We start from the raw sequence: 3,576 nt of genomic DNA, 5'->3' as shown, positions 1-3,576 counted from the left end.
GCGATCCAGAACGGTCTGACCCGGGTCGAGCAGGGCAAGCAGACCCCGGACCAGGCGTGGGAACAGTCCATGAAGGACGTCAAGGCGCTCCTGTAGCACCACGACTCCGGCCTCGGCGCGTACCCCTGGACACGTGGACCTCTCACTCCGCGTCTTGCCGCGCGGTTTTCCACGGCCCAGGGTGTACGCGCTGGGGCCGGTCATTCGCCCCCTCAGTCGTGCCCGTTCGCAGGAGTCCACCGTGAAAGCCTGGCTGCACAAGGCGGACGTCAAGGCGTCGCCGTACCTCTACATCGCACCGTTCTTCCTTCTCTTCGGCGTCCTCGGCGCGTACCCGCTGGTCTATACGGCCTGGGTTTCGCTGCACGACTGGAGCCTGCTGTCCGACACCCACACCTACATCGGCCTGCAGAACTATTCCGACCTGCTGCAGGACGACCACTTCTGGAACGCGCTGCGCAACACCGCGCAGATCTGGGTCCTGTCGACCGTTCCGCAGCTGGTCTTCGCGCTGGTGCTGGCACACATCCTGAACAACCGGCTGCGCGGCCAGACGCTCTTCCGGATCGGCCTGCTGCTGCCCAACGTCACCAGCGTCGCGGCGGTGGCGATCATCTTCGGCCAGCTGTTCGGCCGGGACTACGGCATGGTCAACTGGGTGCTGGGCTTCTTCGGCATCGGGCACATCGACTGGCAGGCCGGCACGGCCTCGTCCCAGATCGCGATCTCGGCGATGATCATCTGGCGGTGGACGGGCTACAACGCCCTGATCTACCTGGCCGCCATGCAGGCGGTGCCGGAATCGCTCTACGAGGCCGCGACCCTCGACGGCGCCAGCTCGCTGCAGAAGCTGACCCGCATCACGATCCCGTCGATCCGGCCGACCATCATCTTCACGGTCATCGTCTCGACGATCGGCGGCATGCAGGTGCTCGCCGAGCCGCTGCTGTTCGGCAACGGCGGCAACACCGGCGGCTCCGACCGGCAGTTCCAGACGCTCGCCGAGTACCTCTACGAGAAGGGCTTCGGCAGCCAGTACGACTTCGGCTACGCCTCCGCGACGGCCTGGATGATGTTCCTGGTCATCGTGTTGATCGCCGCCCTCAACTTCCTGCTGATCCGCCGCATCCGGAGGGCCTGATGTCCACGACCGTGACCCCGTCGGGGACGAGCCACCGGGCGCCCGCCCAGCCCGCCCTCAAGCGCAACCGCCGCAAGGTACGCCCGATCAACATCGCGCGGCGCGTATCGCCGTTCACGTATCTCGTGCTGAGCGCGTTCCTCTTCTTCTCGGCCTTCCCGCTCTACTGGAGCGTGGTGGTCGCGTCGAAGGACAACGGCGCCATCGGCCAGATCCCGCCGCCGCTCACCATCGGGCCGCACCTGTTCGAGAACGCCAAGCGGGTCTTCGACACCGTGCCGTTCGCCAAGGCCATGTGGAACTCGCTGCTGGTGGCGGCGATCGTGACGCTGAGCGTCGTGCTCTTCTCGACGCTGGCCGGGTTCGCCTTCGCGAAGCTGAGCTTCCGCGGCCGGCCGGGCTTCTACGTCGGCATCATCGCGACCATGATGGTCCCGACCCAGCTCGGCATCATCCCGCTCTACATCCTGATGGCGAAGTGGCAGCTCATCAACACGCTGTACGCCGTCATCGCCCCCAACCTGGTGAGCGCGTTCGGCGTGTTCTTCATGGCGCAGTTCCTGTCGACGGCCGTGCCGACGGAACTGCTGGAGGCCGGCCGGGTCGACGGATGCAGCACGATCGGCCTGTTCTGGCACGTCGTCATGCCGATCGCCCGGCCCGCCGCGGCCGTGCTCGGCATGCTCACCTTCATGAACACCTGGAACGACTTCTTCTGGCCGCTCGTCGCGCTGCCGCCGGAGAACCCCACGGTCCAGGTGGCCCTGTCCGCCGTCGCCAGCGGCCGCATCACGGACTTCTCGCTGACGCTGACCGCGACGTGTATCGCCACCATCCCCTTGATCCTGGTCTTCATCGTGCTCGGCAAGCAGATCATCGGGGGCATCATGCAAGGAGCCATCAAGGGATGACCACCCAGACCGAAACCTCCGTCGAGACCCCGGCGACCACCTTCCCCGCCGGTTTCCGCTGGGGGGTCGCCACCGCGTCCTACCAGATCGAGGGAGCGGCCCAGGAGGACGGTCGCGCACCGTCCATCTGGGACACGTTCTCGCGTACGCCGGGGCGGGTCGCCGACGGGCACACCGGCCAGGTCGCCTGCGACCACTACCACCGGTACGCCGAGGACATCGCCATCATGCGCGGGCTGGGCGTGGGGACCTACCGGTTCTCGCTCGCCTGGCCCAGGATCCAGCCGGACGGCAGCGGCCCGATCAATCCGAAGGGGCTGGACTTCTACGACCGGCTCGTCGACGGGCTGCTCGAAGCCGGCATCGCGCCGATGGCGACCCTGTACCACTGGGACCTCCCGCAGACCCTGGAGGACGCGGGCGGCTGGCCGAACCGGGACCTCGCGAGCCGCTTCGCCGACTACGCCCTGGCCGCGTACGCCCGGCTGGGGGATCGCGTACCGACGTGGACGACCCTCAACGAGCCGTGGTGCTCGGCCTTCCTCGGCTACTGCTCGGGCCGGCACGCGCCGGGCCGGATCGAGCCGGCGAACTCCTTCCGGGCCGCGCACACCCTGATGCTCGGTCACGGTCTCGCGGCCCGGGCCCTGCGCGCGGCAGGCGCCCAGGAGGTTTCGGTCACGGTCAACCTGAGCCCGGCGATTCCGCGTACGCTCAGCGACCCGCACGATCAGGCCGCCGCCCGGCTCCTCGACGGCCTGCACAACCGGATCTTCCTCGATCCGCTGTTGCTCGGCCGCTACCCGACCGACATGCTCGCGCACATGGAACGCTTCTGCGGGCTGGACCACATCCGCACCGGCGACGAGGAGACCATCGCGGCGCCGATCGACTTCCTCGGCGTCAACTACTACATGCCGACGATGGTGGCGGCACAGGTCGGCCAGCCCTCCTCGGACCAGTTCCCGGGCACCGAGGGCGTCCTGTTCCTCGATCCCGACGTGCCGCAGACCGGCATGGGCTGGCCCATCGACGCCGACAGCTTCCACACCCTGCTCGTCCGCCTCCACCGCGACTACCCCGGCACGCCCATCATGATCACCGAGAACGGCTCCTCGTTCCCGGACGTCGTGGTCGGGGACACCGTGCAGGACGCGGACCGGATCGGCTACTTCGACGGCCACCTGCGGGCGGTCGCCGGCGCCATCGCGGACGGGGTGGACCTGCGGGGCTACCTCGCCTGGTCGCTTCTGGACAACTTCGAGTGGGGCTACGGCTACGACAAGCGCTTCGGCCTCGTCCACGTGGACTACGCGACGCAGCAGCGGCGGCTGAAGGCCAGCGCCCACTGGTACAAGGACGTCATCGCCAACAACTCCCTGTAGCACCCCCGTCGTCCGACGATCTTGCGCGAATGTCCCGATTTTCGTCCTTCCTCTCAACCGGTCGGTGCAAGTGGGTCGTTGACCTTCTTGGTGCTGGCTGGTTGAGAGGGGTCGCGGGTGGCGAGGGCTCATGTGCTGA

At 67.8% G+C, this 3,576-nt stretch carries 3 protein-coding genes; all 3 read left to right on the top strand.

Annotated elements, in window-relative coordinates:
• Positions 1-241 precede the first annotated feature (241 nt).
• From G401_RS0138940 to G401_RS0138930, 3 genes are read left to right on the top strand one after another with little or no spacing between them, the layout of a single operon-like run.
• Positions 242-1,141 (top strand): carbohydrate ABC transporter permease, encoded by a 900-nt coding sequence (locus G401_RS0138940; RefSeq protein WP_027346741.1) that lies wholly within the window; start codon positions 242-244, stop codon positions 1,139-1,141.
• Positions 1,141-2,052, top strand: coding sequence for a carbohydrate ABC transporter permease (locus G401_RS0138935; RefSeq protein ID WP_027346740.1), 912 nt, complete (start codon positions 1,141-1,143; stop codon positions 2,050-2,052). Before G401_RS0138940 ends, G401_RS0138935 begins: the two co-directional genes overlap by 1 nt.
• Positions 2,049-3,437 carry a GH1 family beta-glucosidase gene (locus G401_RS0138930; RefSeq protein ID WP_027346739.1) on the top strand — a complete coding sequence of 463 codons (1,389 nt, stop codon included), beginning with the start codon at positions 2,049-2,051 and terminating at the stop codon, positions 3,435-3,437. Before G401_RS0138935 ends, G401_RS0138930 begins: the two co-directional genes overlap by 4 nt.
• The last annotated feature ends 139 nt before the right edge of the window (positions 3,438-3,576 follow it).

This window comes from Hamadaea tsunoensis DSM 44101 (assembly GCF_000428945.1).
GTDB lineage: Bacteria > Actinomycetota > Actinomycetes > Mycobacteriales > Micromonosporaceae > Hamadaea > Hamadaea tsunoensis.
This window is presented reverse-complemented; position numbering and strand designations above follow the sequence as displayed.

Coding starts and splice junctions, on each gene's coding strand:
- G401_RS0138935 (WP_027346740.1), top strand. CDS start 1,141: ATGTCCACGACCGTGACCCCGTCGGGGACGAGCCACCGGGCGCCCGCC.
- G401_RS0138930 (WP_027346739.1), top strand. CDS start 2,049: ATGACCACCCAGACCGAAACCTCCGTCGAGACCCCGGCGACCACCTTC.